Source organism: Aeromicrobium fastidiosum (assembly GCF_017876595.1).
GTDB classification, from domain to species: Bacteria; Actinomycetota; Actinomycetes; order Propionibacteriales; family Nocardioidaceae; genus Aeromicrobium; species Aeromicrobium fastidiosum.
Genome location: NZ_JAGIOG010000001.1, coordinates 3,731,490 through 3,747,434, shown reverse-complemented (window position 1 = coordinate 3,747,434; position 15,945 = coordinate 3,731,490). Strand labels below are relative to the sequence as shown.

Below are 15,945 nucleotides of genomic sequence, written 5' to 3'. Positions count from 1 at the left end.
CTCGAGCCATGTCAGCCCAGGTCGAGTCGGTCAACGTCGGCAGGACGGTCGACGTGCCGTGGGGCAAGCTCGGGCGCAGCGCGATCGACAAACGTCCGGTCGCCGGCCCGGTGCACATCGGTCCGGCGGGCCTCGCGGGCGACGAGATCGCCGACCAGGTCTTCCACGGCGGTCCCGACCAGGCGGTCTACGCGTACTCCGCAGAAGACCTGCAGACCTGGTCGCACGAGCTGGGCCGGACCCTCGTCCCCGGCCAGTTCGGCGAGAACCTCACGACGAGCGGCATCGACCTGACGCAGGCGCGCGCCGGTGACCGGTGGCGCGTCGGCGGCGCGCTGCTCGAGATCGCCGGCGTCCGCATCCCGTGCTCGGTGTTCCAGGGCTTCCTCGACGAGCCGCAGTGGGTCAGGCGCTTCACGCTCGGGCACATGCCCGGCCCGTACCTGCGGGTGCTGGAGCCGGGCGAGGTCATGACGGGCGACGCGATCGAGGTTGTCGAGCGCCGTGACCACGACATCACGGTCGAGCTGCTGTTCCGGGCCCTCACGACGGAGCGGGCCCTCATCGCGTCACTCGCCGCCGAGCCGCGCATCGACTCGTTCGTGGCCCGGCGGTTGGGTGAACGACGCAACGACCGCCCGAAGTGACCGGCCGGTAGGTTATCGTGATCGGCACCACATTCCCGCAGTACGTCAGTGTGAAGGATCACCAGATGCCAGCAGCAGTCGTCACTCCCGAACAGCTGAAAATCATCGAAGACCGGCCCACCAGCGTCTCGTCGATGTTCTTCGACCGCGTCAAGAAGAGCGGGCCCCGGGAGGCGTACCGCTACCCCGACGAGAACGAGAACTGGCAGTCGCTGACCTGGGCCCAGACGGGCGAGCGCGTGACCCGACTGGCTGCAGGTCTGGTGTCGCTCGGCATCCAGCCCGAGGAGCGTGTCGCGATCGCGTCCGGCACTCGCCTGGAGTGGATCCTGTCGGACCTGGCCACCAACGCCGCCGGCGCCGCGACGACGACCGTCTACCCGACCACGATGGCCGCCGACGTCGCCTACATCCTGGCCGACTCCGACAGCAAGGTCGTGTTCGCCGAGGACGACGAGCAGGTCGCCAAGCTGCGCGAGAAGCACTCCGAGCTGCCCTCGGTCTCCAAGGTCGTCGTGTTCGACGGCACCGCGGATGGCGACTGGGTCATCAGCTTCGACGATCTCGAGGCCTTGGGCGAGAAGCACCTGGCCGATCACCCGACCGTCGTCGAGGACCGCGTCGCGGCCACGACCGGCGACTCGCTCGCGACGCTGATCTACACGTCAGGCACGACCGGCCGTCCCAAGGGCGTGCGCCTGGCCCACGACGGATGGGTCTACGAGGGCTACGTCATGGTCGCCGCGGACATCCTCTCCGAGGACGATCTGCAGTTCCTGTGGCTGCCGATGGCCCACTCGTTCGGCAAGGTCCTGCTGTCGACGCAGCTCGCGATCGGCTTCGCGACGGCGATCGACGGTCGCGTCCCACGGATCGTCGACAACCTGGCCGTGGTCCGGCCGACGTTCATGGGCGCCGCCCCCCGCATCTTCGAGAAGGCCTACGGCCGCATCGTCGGCATGACCGAGGCCGAGGGTGGCGCGAAGCTCAAGATCTTCAAGTGGGCCGAGAAGGTCGGTATCGCGCACTCACGAGCGGTCCGTTCTGGCAAGCCGGTCTCGCCGGTGCTCAAGGCGCAGTTCGCGGTCGCCGACAAGCTCGTCTTCTCCAAGGTCCGGGCCCGCTTCGGCGGACGCGTCCGGTTCTTCATCTCCGGTGCGGCGGCCCTGTCGCCCGACATTGCCGAGTGGTTCCACGCCGCCGGGGTCCTGATCCTGGAGGGCTACGGACTCACCGAGAACTCCGCCGGTGCCTTCGTCAACCAGCCCGACAACTTCAAGATCGGGTCGGTCGGCATGGCGTTCCCGGGCAGCGAGGCCAAGATCGCCGAGGATGGCGAAGTCCTCATCAAGGGTCCGCACGTCATGCGCGGATACCACAACCTCGACACCGAGAGCGCGTCCACGCTGACCGACGAGGGGTGGCTCCACACCGGCGACGAGGGGCGCATCGACGAGGACGGCTTCTTGTTCATCACCGGACGCAAGAAGGAGCTGTTCAAGACCTCCGGCGGCAAGTACGTGGCGCCGCCGCACATCGAGGGCATGTTCAAGGGCATCAGCGCCCTCACGAGCCAGATCCTGGTGCACGGCAACGAGCGCAACTTCTGCTCCGCGCTCATCACCCTCGACCCCGACGCGGTCGCCGAGTGGGCCACCCACCACGGCATGGAGGGCAAGTCCTACACCGAGGTCGTCAGCTCGCCGCAGATGCGTGAGGTCGTGCAGGCCCAGATCGACGAGCTCAACAGCAAGGTCAACCGCTGGGAGACGATCAAGAAGTTCGCGATCCTCGACCACGACCTGTCGATCGAGTCCGGTGAGATCACGCCCAGCATGAAGGTCAAGCGCAACGTCGTCGAAGCCAACAACCAGGCCATCCTCGACGGCTTCTACGCTTAGCGGGTGCCATACGCCGAGAGCCCGACCCCGTCCACGCGGGATCGGGCTCTCGGCGTCTACGTGCACGTGCCGTTCTGCTCGGTGCGGTGCGGCTACTGCGACTTCAACACCTACACCGCCGACGAGCTCGGAGAGGGTGCGACGAGGGCGTCGTACGCCGACACCGCGATCGCCGAGATCGTCCGGTCGGCACCGGGTGCCGGCGGCCGCAGCGCCGAGACGGTGTTCTTCGGGGGCGGCACGCCGACGCAGCTGCCGGCCGACGACCTGGTGCGGATGCTCGCCGCGATCGACGACACGATAGGTCTGGCCGACGGCGTCGAGGTGACGACCGAGGCCAATCCCGACTCCGTGACCCCCGAGTCGCTGGCGACGCTGCGCCGCGGCGGGTTCAACCGCATCTCGTTCGGCGTCCAGTCGGCCGTCCCGCACGTGCTGGCGACGCTCGAGCGCACGCACGACCCCGCCAACGTCCCCCAGGCGGTGCGATGGGCGCGGGAGGCCGGCTTCGAGCAGGTCAGCGTCGACCTGATCTACGGCACGCCGGGGGAGTCGATGGACGACTGGCGCACCAGCCTCGAGCAGGCCGTTGCCCTGGGGCCCGACCACGTCAGCGCCTACGCGCTGATCGTCGAGCAGGGGACGGCCTTCGCACGCAAGGTGCGGCGCGGCGAGGTCGTCATGCCCGACGACGACGAGACCGCCGACAAGTACCTGCTGGCCGACGAGCTGCTCACAGGTGCCGGCCTCGGCTGGTACGAGCTGTCCAACTGGGCGCGCGACGCGGCGGCGCAGTGCCGTCACAACGTCCTCTACTGGCACAGCGACGACTGGTTCGGCATCGGCCCGGGGGCGCACTCGCACCTGGCCGGCGAGCGGTGGTGGAACGTCAAGCACCCCGCCGCCTACGCACAGCGACTCGCCGCGGGGGAGAGCCCGCGCCACGACGGCGAGACGATCGATGCGCCGACGGCCCGCACGGAGCGCATCATGCTCGAGACCCGGCTGCGGTCGGGACTGGCGCTCTCGGCACTCGGTCCGGGCGCCCGCAGCGAGGTCGCGGAGCTGGTGGACAGCGCTCTCGTGACGATCGTCGACGAGCATCTGGTCCTGACACTTACGGGCCGTCTGCTCGCGGACGCGGTCGTCCGAAAATTTATTGAGTAAATCAAGTCTCGTAACCGTGATTTACGTCATACCGTCGTCCCCAGGGAGCGGGTCTATGGGAGTGGACCCGATGTAACAGGGGAGCGGGTGAGGGAGATGTCGTACACGTGTCGGCTCGTCCGGGTGCTGGGAGCACTCGCCACGGCCACAGCACTGGTGATGGTGGGTGTCGTCTCGGCGGCACCGGCAGAGGCGGCGTCGGCCAGCTCGACGACGCTGTGCAAGGGATTCACGGCGTGTGCCAAGCAGGGGCGCAGCCACGCCGGCTACGCCCCGGTGTATCGCGGCTCGTTCTGGAACATGCGGGCGGGGCACAACTGCACCAACTACGTCGGCTACCGCCTGACGAACGGCCGGACGGTCGCGCGTCCACCCGGTGCCAACGGATCAGGCACGTGGGGCGCTGCCGCCCGGAGTGCGGGCATCCCCGTCTCCGGCAAGCCCAGGGTCGGGTCGGTGGCGTGGTGGAAGCCGGGCTACCACGGCGCGTCGCCGGGAGGCCACGTCGCCTACGTCGAGGCGGTGCGTCCCGACGGATCGATCGTCATCTCGGAGGATCACCTGGGCGGCACCTTCATGTGGCGGGTGCTCCGCCGCAACGGCGCAGCCTGGCCGTCCGGCTTCATCCACTTCAGAGAAGGCGACGGGTCGCCACAGGGCAAGATGCTGTGGGCGCGCTCGGAGGGAGCGGGAAAGATCAGGCTCTCGGCCACGGCCAGCGAGCCGGACACGAAGGCCGGTGCCCGCGAGTACCTCGTGACGGTGGGCGGGCCGCGGGAGACCCCCGGGGTCGAGACCGTCCGCTTCAGCACGGAGTTCTTCCGGTTCGAGCGCCTGGCGACGCTGCGCTCACGCGGTGCGACGTCGGTGTTCGTCTACGCGCTCAACACGCCGGGCACGGCAGGCGGGGACGTCCTGCTCGGCAGTGCACCGGTGACGATCGGCTAGGTCGGCCCGTGAGAGCGCTGAGCGGTCAGGTCGAGGGCACCGTCACGAAGTCGATGAGCTCCTCGACCCGGCCGAGGAACTCCGGCTCGAGATCGGCGTAGGAGTCGACGCGACTGAGGATGTGCTTCCAGGCGCGGGCGATGTCGGCCTGGTCGGTGTGCGGCCAGCCGAGCTCACGGCAGATGCCGTGCTTCCAGTCCTGGCCGCGCGGGATGACGGGCCACTGCTCGATGCCGAGCCGGGCGGGCTTGATCGACTGCCAGACGTCGACGTACGGGTGCCCGACCACGAGGACGTGCGGGCGTCCCGACACCTGCTCGGCGATGCGGGTCTCCTTGGAGCCCGGCACGAGATGGTCGACCAGCACACCGAGACGTCGCTCGTGCGTCGGCGCGAACTCGTCGACGATCGCCGACAGGTCGTCGATGCCGCCGAGGTACTCCACCGCGACGCCCTCGATGCGCAGGTCGTCGCCCCACACGCGCTCGACCAGCTCGGCATCGTGCCGGCCCTCCACGAAGATGCGGCTGGGCAGGGCGACACGTGCCTTCGCGCCCTTGACGGCGCGCGAGCCCGAGGCGGTGCGAGTGGCCAGGTGCTGCGTGCCGGCCGACGGGGGGCGCAGCACGACGGGCTTGCCCTCCACGAGGTAGCCCGGGCCGAGGGGGAACGAGCGGCGCTTGAGCCTGCGGTCCTCGAGGATCATCATGCCGAGGTCCTTCTCGACGGCCATGACCTCGCCGCAGAAGCCGCTCGTGGCGTCCTCCACGATCATGCCGCGCTCGACGACCATCTCCTCGGAGCGTCCTCTCGGCGGTTTCTTCCAGTCGCCGGACAGCACGTCGCTGCCGTAACGGTCGATGCTGCCACGATCAGCCATGCAGGGCCCCCAGGAGTCGTTGGTGCAGGTCCTCTAGATCGTCCTTGGTGAGCGGGACCCCGTCGCGCGACGTGCCGAGCACCTGCACGTCACCGTCGAGCAGGCCCAGCGCGAGGTCGACCGCGACGGGCCACGACGGTGGCACCACCGCTGGCAGGTCCGCCGCCCAGAGCTCGCCGAACGCGACGTGGCGTCGTGCCCCGCCGTCGCCGCCCAGCCGGGTGACGGTCATGACCAGCTCGCCGCCCACGGGTCCGTCGCCCAGGTGGGCGACCTCGACGAACACGCCGCCACCCAGGTCGGCCGCCCACACGGACGACATCTCGCCGCCCTGCGACTCGTGCGCGACGGCGGTGCCGTCATCGAGGACGACGCGGCGTGGCTCGAATGTGAGGGATCGCTCATCGCCGACCACGCGCACGTGGCCGTCAGGGGTCTCGCTGATTCCCTCCACGTCGTTAGACTGGCACTTGGCCGGTGCGAGTGCCAGGACGACGCGCTGAACATCCGGTGACGATCACGACGAGGCCACGAAGGAGAAGACACATGTCAGACGACCGCAGGCTCGACGTGCTGCGCGCCATCGTCGAGGACTACGTCGCCACCCAGGAGCCGGTCGGCTCCCGGTCGCTGCTCGACCGCCACCAGCTGGGCGTCTCGCCCGCCACGATCCGCAACGACATGGCGGCGCTCGAGGACGAGGGCTACATCACGCAGCCCCACACCAGTGCCGGCCGCATCCCCACCGACAAGGGCTACCGGCTGTTCGTCGACCGGCTCTCGACCGTCAAGGCGCTGTCGCCGGCCGAGCGGCGGGCCATCGAGACCTTCCTCACCGGGGCGGTCGACGTCGACGACGTCGTGCAGCGCAGCGTCAAGGTGCTGGCGCAGCTGACCAACCAGGTCGCGATCGTGCAGTACCCGTCGCTGACCCGGTCCACGGTCCGCCACATCGAGCTCGTGGCGCTCGAGGGCTCGCGTGTGCTGCTGGTCGTCATCACGAGCAGCGGACGCGTCGAGCAGCGCATCATCGAGCTGGTCGAGACCCCCGACACCGAGCTCGTCGCCGAGATGCGCACCCGCATCGCGCGGGCGACGGTGGGCGAGCGGCTTCCCGAGGCGTCCCTGCGGCTGGCCGACATGATCGAGACCTTCGCGGCCAACGACCGTCCGGTCGTCACGTCGATCGTGACGACCCTGACCCACACGTTCAGCAACGAGCGGTCCGACGAGCGCATCGCCGTCGGCGGCACCGCCAACCTCGCCCGCTTCGGCAGCGACTTCGACACCGCGATCAAGCCGGTGCTCGAGGCGATGGAGGAGCAGGTCGTGCTGCTCAAGCTGCTGGGCGAGGCCACGAGCGGCCTGTCCGTCCGCATCGGCACCGAGACGGGGCACGAGGGACTGTCGAGCACGGCCGTCGTGTCGTCCGCCTACGGGGCGGACGACCTGGCGCTCGCGACGCTCGGCACCGTCGGACCCACCCGCATGGACTATCCCGCGACGATGGCCGCCGTCGGCGCCGTCGCCCGCTACGTCGGCCGCACGCTGGCCGACAACTGACATCTGACCGCCTCACGTAAGGGCTATCGAGCACCCATGGCACAGGACTACTACGCAACGCTGGGCGTCGCCCGCGAGGCGACCCCCGAAGAGGTCAAGAAGGCCTATCGCAAGCTCGCACGTCAGTACCACCCCGACGTCAACGACGCGCCCGACGCCTCCGACAAGTTCAAGGAGCTGACGATCGCGTACGAGGTGCTGTCCGATCCGCAGAAGCGGTCGGTCTTCGACCGCGGCGGCGATCCCATGAGGGGCGGCGGAGGGGGAGCTGGCTTCGGCGGCGGCGGTCAGGGCTTCAACTTCGACGACATCATGGATGCCTTCTTCGGCCAGAACGGCCAGCGGGGTCCGCGTCCACGCCAGCAGCGGGGCCAGGACGCCCTGCTGCGTCTCGACGTCGACCTGGCCGAGGCGGCCTTCGGCGTCACGCACGACATCAAGGTCGACACCGCGGTGACCTGCACGACGTGCGAGGGCAGCGGCGCGGCCAATGGGTCGCAGCCCGAGACGTGCCGCACGTGCCACGGCCACGGCGACGTCCAGCACGTCCAGCGCTCGCTGCTCGGCGACATCCGCACGTCCCGCCCGTGCCCCACGTGCCACGGCTTCGGCACCGTCATCCCCGATCCGTGCCCCGAGTGCGCCGGCGAGGGCCGTGTGCGGTCGCGTCGCTCGATCTCGGTCACGATCCCGGCCGGCGTCGACCAGGGAACCCGCATCCAGCTCGGCGGCGAGGGCGAGGTCGGCCCCGGTGGGGGACCTGCCGGAGACCTCTACCTCGAGATCAACGTGGCCCGTCACCCCGTCTTCCAGCGCAAGGGCGACCAGCTGTTCTGCCAGGTCGCCGTGCCGATGACCGCCGCGGCGCTCGGCACGCACCTCGACATCCCGACGCTCGAGGCCGATGTGGCCGGCACGGCCGAGGCCGACCGCACCGTCGGGCTCGACGTCCCCGCCGGCACCCAGTCGGGCGAGACGATGACGATCAAGGGCGTGGGCGTGCCCCGGCTGCGTGGCTCGGGTCGCGGAGACCTCAAGGTGCAGGTCGTCGTCGAGACGCCCTCGCGCATCGACGACGAGCAGCGCGTCCTGCTCGAGCAGCTCGCGAAGCTGCGCGACGAGGAGCGTCCCGAGGCGCTCATGGGCACCCACCACAAGGGTGTCTTCCACAAGATCAAGGACGCTTTCAAGTGAGCTTGCGAACTGAACGAAGGAGATGCAAGTGAGCGACGGCGAGGGCCTCGACGCCGTGCCCGACTGCCTGTTCTGCAAGATCGTGGCCGGCGACATCCCGGCCGAGATCGTGTCGACCACCGAGTACACCGTGGCGTTCCGCGACATCAACCCGCAGGCACCCACGCACGTCCTGGTCATCCCCCGCCTGCACGCGCCCGACGTAGCGAGCCTCGCGCTCGCCTCGCCCGAGGCCGCCGCGGCCCTGCTGGTCGAGACCCGCCGCATCGCGATGGGGGAGGGCCACGACTCCTACCGCCTGGTGTTCAACACGGGTGCCGATGCGGGTCAGACGGTCTTCCACGCGCACGGCCACGTCCTCGCCGGCCGCGGCCTCGACTGGCCCCCGGGCTGAGCCACCGCTCTCGACGTCTCGCTGATTCGCACGCTGTCGCGGGGATTGCGTACGATTGACAGCACATGACTGACGACATCCAACCTGCGCACACGTTCACCATCCCGTCGAGCGTCCCGGCCGTCGCCCTGCTGGGGCCGGCCGACGAGTTCCTCCGCCTGATCGAGGGCTCCTTCTCGTCGCGCATCCACGCGCGCGGCAACACCATCACGGTCACCGGGCCGCCCTCAGAGGCCGCCCTCGTGGAGCGTCTGCTCGACGAGCTCGTGACGATCCTGCGCACGGGGCAGAACCTGAGCCGCGAGACCGTCGAGCGCAGTGTGTCGATGCTGCGCACCGAGACCCGCGAGAAGCCGGCCGAGGTGCTGAGCCTCAACATCCTGTCCAACCGCGGTCGCACGATCCGGCCCAAGACGGTCAACCAGAAGCGCTACGTCGACGCGATCGACAAGCACACGATCGTCTTCGGCATCGGGCCCGCCGGCACCGGCAAGACTTACCTCGCCGTGGCCAAGGCCGTCCAGGCGCTGCAGGCCAAGCAGGTCAACCGCATCATCTTGACGCGGCCCGCGGTCGAGGCCGGTGAGCGGCTCGGCTTCCTGCCCGGCTCGCTCAGCGAGAAGATCGACCCGTACCTGCGGCCGCTGTACGACGCGCTGCACGACATGGTCGACCCCGAGACGATCCCCAAGCTGCTGACCGGTGGCGTCATCGAGGTGGCCCCGCTGGCCTACATGCGCGGACGCTCGCTCAACGACGCGTTCATCATCCTCGACGAGGCGCAGAACACGACGCCCGAGCAGATGAAGATGTTCCTGACCCGTCTGGGCTTCGGCTCCAAGATGGTCGTCACGGGCGACGTGACCCAGGTCGACCTGCCGAGCGGCAACAAGAGCGGTCTGCGGGTCGTCCAGGACATCCTCGACGACGTCGGCGACATCCACTTCGCCCACCTGTCGGCCACCGACGTCGTCCGCCACAAGCTGGTCGGCCAGATCGTCGCCGCCTACGGCGAGTTCGAGGCAGAGGCGCACGAGGCAGGTGCTGGCTCCCATGAACGTCGACGTACTCAATGAGTCTGGGGTCGACGTCGACGTCGTCGGCCTCACCCGGCTGTGCCGTTTCGCGATGCGTCGCATGCGGCTGCACCCCGCCACCGAGTTGACCCTGCGACTGGTCGACCCCGAGACCATCGCGGTGCTCAACGAGCAGTGGATGGGCAAGAAGGGCCCGACCGACGTGCTGTCGTTCCCGATGGACGAGCTGACGCCCGGCACCGACACCGAGGTGAGCCCCGAAGGCTACCTCGGCGACATCGCGCTGTGCCCGCAGGTCGCCGACCAGCAGGCCCCGGCCGCCGGCCACACGATGCAGGACGAGGTCGACCTGCTGACGGTCCACGGCATCCTGCACCTGCTCGGCTACGACCACGCCGAGCCGGAGGAGCACCAGGAGATGTTCGGCATCCAGGGTCGACTGCTGCTCGAGTGGCAGCGCGCCGCCGCCGGCGTCGACCCCGAAGACGCGTGAGGGCGATCCGATGACGTGGTTGCCGATCGTGCTGTCGGTCGTGCTCGCGGTCGTGGCAGGCATGCTCGCGAGCGTCGACGCGGCCATCTCGGCGTTCTCCAAGGCCCGCGCCGAGGAGCTCGACGACGAGGGACGCTCGGGCGCCGGCCGGCTCGTGCGCATCCTCGACGACCCCGCGCCCTACCTCAACTCGGTGCTGCTGATGCGGGTGCTCACCGAGACCGCCAGCATCGTGCTGGTCGCACTGGTCGTGGCCGACGAGCTCGACGGTCTCTGGCCGCGGTTCGGCGTCGCGGTCGCGATCATGGTCGTGGTCAGCTTCGTCCTGATCGGGGTCGGACCCCGCACGCTGGGACGTCAGCACGCCGAGTCGATCGCCTTGGCGTCCACGGCCCCGGTGCTCGCCATCACCCGGTTGCTCGGCCCCGTCCCGCAGCTGCTGATCCTGCTGGGCAACGCCGTCACCCCCGGCAAGGGCTTCCGCGAGGGACCGTTCGCGTCCGAGGTCGAGGTGCGTGAGCTGGTCGACCTGGCCGCCGCCAGCTCGATCATCGAGACCGACGAGGGCCGCATGCTGCAGTCGGTCTTCGAGCTGGGCGACACGATCGTCCGCGAGGTCATGGTGCCGCGCACCGACCTGGTGTTCGTCGAGCGGCAGAAGACCCTGCGCCAGGCGATGTCGCTGGCCCTGCGCAGCGGCTACTCGCGCATGCCGGTGGTCGGTGAGAACCTCGACGACGTCGTCGGCATGGCGTACCTCAAGGACGTCACCAAGCGGGTCTTCGACAATCACACGGCCGAGACGACCGAACGCATCGAGTCGATCGCGCGTCCGTGCCTGTTCGTGCCCGACACCAAGCCGGCCGACGACCTCCTCAAGGAGATGCAGGCGCAGCGCACGCACGTCGCGATCGTCGTCGACGAGTTCGGCGGGACCGCCGGCATGATCACGATCGAGGACATCCTCGAGGAGATCGTCGGCGAGATCACCGATGAGTACGACACCGAGCCCGATGCGAGCCAAGAGCTGTCGGACGGCTCGTGGCGGGTCAGCTCGCGCTTCGAGGTCGACGACCTCGAGGACCTCTTCGACATCCCGATCGAGGACGAGGACGTCGACTCGGTCGGCGGCCTGATGGCGAAGCACCTGGGCAAGGTGCCGATCCGGGGGAGTGTCGTCGAGGTCGAGGGACTACGTTTCGAGGCCGAGGGTCCGTCCGGTCGCCGCAACCGGATCGGCCACGTCGTGGTCAGCCGACTGGCACCGCCCGACGACGAGCACCAGCCCGAGCGACGTTCGCTCTCCCCATCGCCAAAGAAGGGTTCCGACCATGGATCTCAGTCCTGAGGACGCCAAGCTCGTGACGCTGGCCCGTGCCTCGCGCGCCCGCACCCAGGCCGAGCACGGAGCCGCGGTGCGCGACCAGGACGGTCGCACGTACGTCGCGTCGACCGTCGCCCTGCCGTCGATCCGCGTCGACGCTCTCGACCTCGCGGTCGCGATGGCGGTGTCGTCGGGTGCGACCGGCATCGAGGCCGCCGCCCTCGTGGGCGAGATGGTGCCCGAGCCCGTCGTGAACGGCACGGCCGTGCGCGACGTGTCGGGTCACGGCATCAGCGTGTTCCTCGCCGATCCGCAGGGCGCGGTCGTGAAGGTCAAGACCACATGAGCGGCGAGGGCACGACAGCGCACCGCTCGGGCTTCGCCTGCTTCGTGGGCCGGCCCAATGCCGGCAAGTCGACTCTCACCAACGCCCTGGTGGGCGGCAAGATCGCGATCACGTCGTCGAAGCCGCAGACCACGCGGCACGCGATCCGCGGCCTGGTCAACCGACCCGACGCCCAGCTCGTGCTGGTCGACACGCCCGGCCTGCACAAGCCGCACACGCTGCTCGGAGAGCGGCTCAACGCGCTCGTCCGGTCGACGTGGTCGGAGGTCGACACGATCGGCATGTGCCTGCCGGCCAACGAGAGCGTCGGCGAGGGCGACAAGTTCCTGATGCGTGAGCTGGCCCAGCTGCAGAAGTCGGGCCAGGGGCGCAAGAAGCCGATCTTCGCGATCTCGACCAAGATCGACCTCGTCAAGCCCGATCGCCTGCGCGACCACCTGCTGTCGATCCAGCAGGCCAGCGCCGATCTGGGCCTGCAGTTCCAGGAGATCATCCCGGTGTCAGCCGTCTCCGACGACCAGGTCGACCTGCTGGCCGATCTGCTGGTCGGCACGCTGCCCGACGGTCCCGCGCTCTACCCCGAAGGTCAGCTCACCGACGAGCCCGAGGAGACGCTGATCGCCGAGATCATCCGGGAGGCGGCGCTCGAGGGCGTGCGCGACGAGATGCCGCACTCGATCGCCGTCGTCGTCGACGAGATGGTGCCGCGCCCCGACCGGCCGGCCGACAAGCCACTGGTCGACGTCCGCGTCAACGTCTACGTCGAGCGCGACAGCCAGAAGGGCATCATCATCGGCAAGCAGGGTGCCCGGCTGCGCCAGATCGGCAGCGACTCCCGCGCCCAGATCGAGAACATCCTCGGCACGCCAGTCTTCCTCGACCTGCACGTCAAGGTCGCCAAGGAGTGGCAGCGCGACCCCAAGCAGCTGCGCAAGCTCGGTTTCTGACGGGATCCTCGCGTGCAGCCGGTGATCGAGCTGGACGAGTTGGTGCTGCGCGACTTCACGCGAGGTGACGTCGCTCTGGTGCAGTCAGCCTCGACGACCTCGATCCCCGACACGACCACGGTGCCGAGCACGGCCGGCGTCGCTGAAGCCCTCGAGTACATCGAACGGCAGCAGGGACGGTTGTCGTCGGGCCGCAGCTACGCCTACTGCGTCGCCCGTGCCGGCGACGACGTGGCTGTCGGCTACGTCGGCCTGAACCTGCGGAATGTCGATCGTGGACGTGCCTCGCTCGGGTACTGGGTGGGCCAAGACCACCGTGGACACGGATACGCGGCCCAGGCGCTGACGGGTCTCGCTCAGTGGGCGAGCTGTGTGCTGGAGATCCCACGGCTCGAGCTGTACGTCGAGCCGCGGAACGTCGCGTCGATCCGCACGGCAGAGCGAGCTGGCTTCGAGCGTGAGGGGCTGCTCAGGTCGTGGGAGACCGTGGCGGGTGTACGCCGCGACATGTGGATGTACTCGCTGATCGCCTGAAGGCCCACACTGCGCGTGGGCAGCGCGATCAGGCCCGGTTTCTCATCCGGCGCGGGGTTGCTGTGATGCGAAGCGTGAGTGGCGTTGTGGTCGTTGCTCGGGGTCGATGTTGGCCGGTGGGATGAGTTCGACGATGCCGTCGTCTCCCATGTGTGCGGACCATTGGCCTTCATGCACGAGGTGGTGATGAAAGTGGCAGAGCAGGGCGGCGTTGTCGAGGTCGGTGGGTCCGTTCTCGGACCAGAAGTTCAGGTGGTGTGCTTCGCACCAGGACGGTGGGCGGTCGCACTTGGGGAAGACGCAGCCGCCGTCGCGGGTGGCCAGGACGAGTCGTTGGTGGCGGTCGTAGAGGCGGCGGGTGGTGCCCAGATCGATGACGCGTTTGTCGCTGTCGAGGTACATCGCGACGAGGTTGGCGTTGCAGGCCAGCCTCTGGGCTTTGGTCGCGGACATCGTGGTGCCCGAGGTGGTGGTCGCGGTGCCTTGACCTGTGCGGAGGTCGTCGACGTCGACCATCACCGCGACGGTCGCCGCGAGACCCCCGGCCAGAGGTAGCGCGTCGGTGGGTAGGTGGTTGATGAGCTCGGTGAAGGCGTGGCCCATCTTCTGATCGCGGGGCAGGCCGGCCCAGTCGTCGGCTCCCATGCCGAACGATTCGGCAGCCAACTGGTTGCGGCGTGGGGCGATGATTCCTTCGATCGCTGCTCTGAGGGTGTCGGCGTCGGTGTCGGGCACGACGAAGGACCCGTGGGTGGTGCCGTCACCACGCCGGCCCATCTGGAACCTGGTGCGGGCACGGGCCCGTTCTTCCTGCGCGCGGAGTTGTTCGCCGAGGTGTTCGTCGAATCCGTCGGGGTCGATGACTTCGAGCACCCGGTTCGCCAGACGCTGCAACCCATCGAGGTCATGCTCGGCGGCCAACGCGATGAGGTGGGCTTCGGCGTCACCACGCTCGACGTCGCCGCACCAGTCCGGCAACGCGGCGATGGCTTTCATGATGATCGAGGCCTGCTCAGTGCTGAGCTGACCGGACGCCCACGCGGCACGGGTCGACTCAGTACGCTCGCCGGTGACCTTCGCCATCCCGACCAGCTTGGACGCAGCACCCTTCGTGATGTTCGCCGAATTCGCCAACCACGCTGTGGTCGACGACGCACCGTCGTCCTTCGGCAACCCCATGTCATCGGCACACCCGGCCAGGCGTGACATGACAGCGTCCAACGCGGTGCGAGTCGTCTGCACCGCAGCGATCACCTCACGCACCTCCGCGCCGGTCAACGTCCACGGTTCGAGCGCAGCGACCTCATCGGTCAGGCTGGACAGCTGCTCGATCAACATGCGCGGACCCCGGATAGACGACTAGAACGTATGTTCGACTCTACCCAAGAGTAGCGGCGCATCCAAGGGACGAAGGTCCCGAATTGCCTGCAAGGGCGGCGGAAAGTGCTTCTCGCCGTCGGCAGGTGTGATCAGCGCACCTCGAAGCCGGAGTCGCCTCGAGGCTCCTCGTCGACCACCTCGACGTCGTCGACAGCGGCTCGGGGAGGACCCGAGCGGCACCACGACACCATGCGGTTGACCGCCTCGTCCGCGCCCTCGAACACTGCCTCGACGGATCCGTCCGGACGGTTCGCGACCCAGCCGGCGACGCCGATGCGAGCCGCCTCCTGCTGGCAGGATGCGCGGAAGAAGACGCCCTGCACGGTCCCGCGGACGAAGACGTGACGACGAGTCATGGGACCACCGTATTAGGCTCGCCCGGTGGATCGACTCGAGCTCGTCGCCGACTGCGGCAGCTGCTTCGGGCTGTGCTGCGTCGCCCTCGCGTTCGAGCGGTCGGCCGACTTCCCGGTCGACAAGGACGCCGGTGAGCCCTGCGTCAACCTCGACGACGGCTTCGGCTGCTCGATCCACGCGACGCTGCGCGACGTCGGCTACCGCGGGTGCACCGTGTACGACTGCTTCGGTGCCGGTCAACAGGTCTCGCAGGTGACCTTCGGCGGCATGAGCTGGCGCGAGGCCCCCGAAACCTCGGCGGCGATGTTCGCTGCGCTGCCGATCATGCGGCAGCTGCACGAGATGCTCTGGTACCTCGCCGAGGCCGCCGCGCGGCCGGAGGCGGCGACGCTGCGCGACAAGATCGCACGCCTCCGCGAGAGCACCGTCGAGCTGACACAGGCCGATGCCGACGTCCTCGACGGGATCGACCTGCCGGCGCACCGCGATCGGGTGTCCCCGGTGCTGCAGCAAGCCAGTGCCCTGGTTCGAGAACCGCACGACGGCCCCGACCACCGTGGTGCGGCCATGCTCGGTGCGAAGCGGCGGGGTGCCCGGCTGCGCGGCGCGGACTTCCGTGGCGCGTTGCTGATCGCCGCCGATCTGCGCGACGCCGACCTCAGGTCGTCCGACCTGCTGGGTGCCGACCTGCGTGACGCCCGGCTCGATGGTGCTGACCTGACGGACTGCCTCTTCCTCACCCAGACGCAGGTGTCGTCGGCGCAGGGCGATGCGGCGACGCGCATACCGCCGGCACTGCGGCGTCCGGCGCACTGGGTCGCGTCGCCGTAGGG

Annotated in this window: 18 protein-coding genes; 14 read left to right on the top strand and 4 right to left on the bottom strand. The window is 69.1% G+C overall.

The features are described from left to right. The first annotated feature begins 8 nt into the window (after window positions 1–8). From JOF40_RS18690 to JOF40_RS18675, 4 genes are all read left to right on the top strand, one after another. Window positions 9–647 carry an MOSC domain-containing protein gene (locus JOF40_RS18690; RefSeq protein WP_129182663.1) on the top strand — a complete coding sequence of 213 codons (639 nt, stop codon included), beginning with the start codon at window positions 9–11 and terminating at the stop codon, window positions 645–647. 65 nt (window positions 648–712) lie between these two features. Then, window positions 713–2,548: an AMP-dependent synthetase/ligase gene (locus JOF40_RS18685; protein WP_129182661.1), complete on the top strand. Its 1,836-nt coding sequence runs from the start codon at window positions 713–715 to the stop codon at window positions 2,546–2,548. Window positions 2,549–2,551: 3 nt separating this feature from the next. Next, complete coding sequence (gene hemW / locus JOF40_RS18680; protein ID WP_129182659.1) at window positions 2,552–3,715, top strand: radical SAM family heme chaperone HemW; 1,164 nt, start codon at window positions 2,552–2,554, stop codon at window positions 3,713–3,715. Between the two features lie 96 nt (window positions 3,716–3,811). Beyond that, window positions 3,812–4,663, top strand: coding sequence for a CHAP domain-containing protein (locus JOF40_RS18675; protein ID WP_129185981.1), 852 nt, complete (start codon window positions 3,812–3,814; stop codon window positions 4,661–4,663). Between the two features lie 25 nt (window positions 4,664–4,688). Here JOF40_RS18675 and JOF40_RS18670 read toward each other — a convergent pair whose 3' ends face one another. Further along, window positions 4,689–5,543 carry a DUF3097 domain-containing protein gene (locus tag JOF40_RS18670; protein ID WP_129182655.1) on the bottom strand — a complete coding sequence of 285 codons (855 nt, stop codon included), beginning with the start codon at window positions 5,541–5,543 and terminating at the stop codon, window positions 4,689–4,691. Continuing rightward, window positions 5,536–5,997, bottom strand: coding sequence for a hypothetical protein (locus JOF40_RS18665; RefSeq protein ID WP_188111769.1), 462 nt, complete (start codon window positions 5,995–5,997; stop codon window positions 5,536–5,538). Before JOF40_RS18665 ends, JOF40_RS18670 begins: the two co-directional genes overlap by 8 nt. Window positions 5,998–6,089: 92 nt before the next feature. On the opposite strand from JOF40_RS18665, the gene hrcA reads away from it, so the two are divergent. From hrcA to JOF40_RS18620, 9 genes are all read left to right on the top strand, one after another. Then, window positions 6,090–7,106 carry a heat-inducible transcriptional repressor HrcA gene (hrcA, locus tag JOF40_RS18660; protein ID WP_129182651.1) on the top strand — a complete coding sequence of 339 codons (1,017 nt, stop codon included), beginning with the start codon at window positions 6,090–6,092 and terminating at the stop codon, window positions 7,104–7,106. Between the two features lie 36 nt (window positions 7,107–7,142). Next, window positions 7,143–8,300, top strand: a complete 1,158-nt coding sequence (gene dnaJ / locus JOF40_RS18655; RefSeq protein WP_129182649.1) for a molecular chaperone DnaJ — start codon at window positions 7,143–7,145, stop codon at window positions 8,298–8,300. Window positions 8,301–8,328: 28 nt separating this feature from the next. Continuing rightward, on the top strand, window positions 8,329–8,694 hold the full coding sequence (locus JOF40_RS18650; RefSeq protein ID WP_246152828.1) for an HIT domain-containing protein: 366 nt from the start codon (window positions 8,329–8,331) through the stop codon (window positions 8,692–8,694). A gap of 65 nt (window positions 8,695–8,759) precedes the next feature. Next, window positions 8,760–9,770, top strand: coding sequence for a PhoH family protein (locus JOF40_RS18645; RefSeq protein ID WP_129182645.1), 1,011 nt, complete (start codon window positions 8,760–8,762; stop codon window positions 9,768–9,770). Then, on the top strand, window positions 9,748–10,224 hold the full coding sequence (gene ybeY / locus JOF40_RS18640; protein ID WP_129182643.1) for an rRNA maturation RNase YbeY: 477 nt from the start codon (window positions 9,748–9,750) through the stop codon (window positions 10,222–10,224). Before JOF40_RS18645 ends, ybeY begins: the two co-directional genes overlap by 23 nt. Before the next feature lie 10 nt (window positions 10,225–10,234). Further along, window positions 10,235–11,572 carry a hemolysin family protein gene (locus tag JOF40_RS18635; RefSeq protein ID WP_129182641.1) on the top strand — a complete coding sequence of 446 codons (1,338 nt, stop codon included), beginning with the start codon at window positions 10,235–10,237 and terminating at the stop codon, window positions 11,570–11,572. Next, window positions 11,556–11,894: a cytidine deaminase-like protein gene (locus JOF40_RS18630; RefSeq protein WP_129182639.1), complete on the top strand. Its 339-nt coding sequence runs from the start codon at window positions 11,556–11,558 to the stop codon at window positions 11,892–11,894. The genes JOF40_RS18635 and JOF40_RS18630 overlap by 17 nt, the downstream gene beginning before the upstream one ends. Next, window positions 11,891–12,841 carry a GTPase Era gene (gene era, locus JOF40_RS18625; protein WP_129182637.1) on the top strand — a complete coding sequence of 317 codons (951 nt, stop codon included), beginning with the start codon at window positions 11,891–11,893 and terminating at the stop codon, window positions 12,839–12,841. Before JOF40_RS18630 ends, era begins: the two co-directional genes overlap by 4 nt. A gap of 12 nt (window positions 12,842–12,853) precedes the next feature. After that, window positions 12,854–13,375 (top strand): GNAT family N-acetyltransferase, encoded by a 522-nt coding sequence (locus JOF40_RS18620; RefSeq protein WP_129182635.1) that lies wholly within the window; start codon window positions 12,854–12,856, stop codon window positions 13,373–13,375. Window positions 13,376–13,417: 42 nt separating this feature from the next. Here JOF40_RS18620 and JOF40_RS18615 read toward each other — a convergent pair whose 3' ends face one another. Further along, complete coding sequence (locus JOF40_RS18615) at window positions 13,418–14,713, bottom strand: HNH endonuclease signature motif containing protein (protein ID WP_129182633.1); 1,296 nt, start codon at window positions 14,711–14,713, stop codon at window positions 13,418–13,420. 131 nt (window positions 14,714–14,844) lie between these two features. Beyond that, window positions 14,845–15,111 (bottom strand): acylphosphatase, encoded by a 267-nt coding sequence (locus JOF40_RS18610; RefSeq protein WP_129182631.1) that lies wholly within the window; start codon window positions 15,109–15,111, stop codon window positions 14,845–14,847. A gap of 25 nt (window positions 15,112–15,136) precedes the next feature. On the opposite strand from JOF40_RS18610, the gene JOF40_RS18605 reads away from it, so the two are divergent. Further along, on the top strand, window positions 15,137–15,943 hold the full coding sequence (locus JOF40_RS18605; protein ID WP_129182629.1) for a pentapeptide repeat-containing protein: 807 nt from the start codon (window positions 15,137–15,139) through the stop codon (window positions 15,941–15,943). Window positions 15,944–15,945: the final 2 nt, after the last annotated feature.